Origin of the sequence: Candidatus Accumulibacter vicinus (genome assembly GCF_000584955.1) — a bacterium.
Taxonomy (GTDB): domain Bacteria; phylum Pseudomonadota; class Gammaproteobacteria; order Burkholderiales; family Rhodocyclaceae; genus Accumulibacter; species Accumulibacter vicinus.
Window position 1 is genome coordinate 42,698 of sequence record NZ_JDSS02000018.1, and the last position, 1,542, is coordinate 44,239.

Genomic DNA, 1,542 nt, shown 5'->3' on the forward strand with positions numbered 1-1,542 from the left:
CAACCTGTCGGGGGAGAATTCACCTGCGCAGGATTGCTCGACTCGTTGCTCCCTGCATCGAGGGTAAGAACACGACGCGCGGGAGCAGTCGTTGCCCTTCTGCCAGCGGGACTGTCGGAAAATTTTACAGTTCGCGACGATTTGTTTGACTGAAAAACACGATTATTTCGTTAAATGAACCGAATGATAAAATAGGCATGGATATTGCTTATTTCGTTGTAGGGCTATCAGGGTGTCAGCATTTCTTAGAGTGACCGCTCGATCGTAGCCTCAACCGTCACCAATGTCATCGGGAGGAAATCTAAGATGAGACCACATATGAAACCAAATGGTATGAAGAATAGGGGATGTCGCGCAAGCGCAATTCGGAAGGCAAGTACAATGTTTGCGGTCGGCTCGTTGATGGTGTCTGGCGTACAGGCCGCGACGATCGACTTGACAGGCTTAGGCTACATTCAGCACGGGGACGCACTGGTGTACTCGATGCCGGTTGCCAATTACCAGTTCGGTTTCAACACGAACAACGGCCCCTATGCAATCAGCTCGACTCCGGGAGCAATTCAAGACCTGACGGTGATTGCGACCGGATCGAGTGGCGGACCCGTCACGACAAACGTTTCGGGCGTGGACAACGCCTATGCGACGCCAAGTGGCAATGGCTCGTTGCCTTATTTTTATCCCAATTCAACGAATAGCAATGGCGAAGCTCTGATCGCCAACAACCTCGCCGACACTTGGGACGCGTCGCTCTCGGCGCTGAAGGGTATCCTCGGCAATGACCAGATGGTGTTCTTCTTCAACAACAACCAGATAAATAGAGGTGGTGCTGCGACCCAGTCCCTGGCGATCTGGGCGAGGATCTGGATCACCGACGACGGCGGCAACAATGTCGGAGTCGCGTATGAGTTGACCAACGACGACAGCATGTACGCCCTCACTACGGCGGGGGGAGGGGGAACCTTCCTGGGCGACCCGACCACCTACACAGCACCAGGAGCGGGCGCCGGCAACCCGAGTTCAGTAGCACCAGGCGCAACCGATTTTCTCATGGCTGGCGGGCAATATTGCGTGGCGACGGGTCCCAGTCTGCCGCTGCCGGTGCCGGTACCCTGTGGCTCCGCTCCGAGCCCTGGCACCGTTATCTCGGCCCCGATCAACCACAATCTGGGCGCGGACCACGTGGCCTATTCTGTGATCGTACCGGAACTTAACGCCGCCTTGGCAGATCTGTTTAGTAGTGTGCCCGATGCCACTTTGGCCAAATACACGTTGCACCTGGACGTCCGCATGGGCTGCTACGACACCACGGTCACCAGCTCGCCACCGGGAGTGTCGCCATGGATGGCTTCCGGGCTTGCTAACGGCAACGGCACCTGCTTGAACAACGGCTACGAGCAACTTTTCATGGGAACTGCCATCGTTCCGGACGTTGTTCCCGAGCCACAAAGCCTGGCCCTGCTCGCCGCAGGCCTTACACTTGCGGGCTTCATGAGCCGTCGCCGCAAGTTGCCGCTCAAGCGAGAGGCAAGCTGATCCAGGAAG

The 1,542-nt window shown here is 56.9% G+C and carries 1 protein-coding gene; it reads left to right on the top strand.

The features are described 5' to 3' along the window. Positions 1 to 381: 381 nt before the first annotated feature. Positions 382 to 1,533, top strand: a complete 1,152-nt coding sequence (locus CAPSK01_RS05195) for a PEP-CTERM sorting domain-containing protein (RefSeq protein WP_034923381.1) — start codon at positions 382 to 384, stop codon at positions 1,531 to 1,533. Positions 1,534 to 1,542 lie beyond the last annotated feature (9 nt).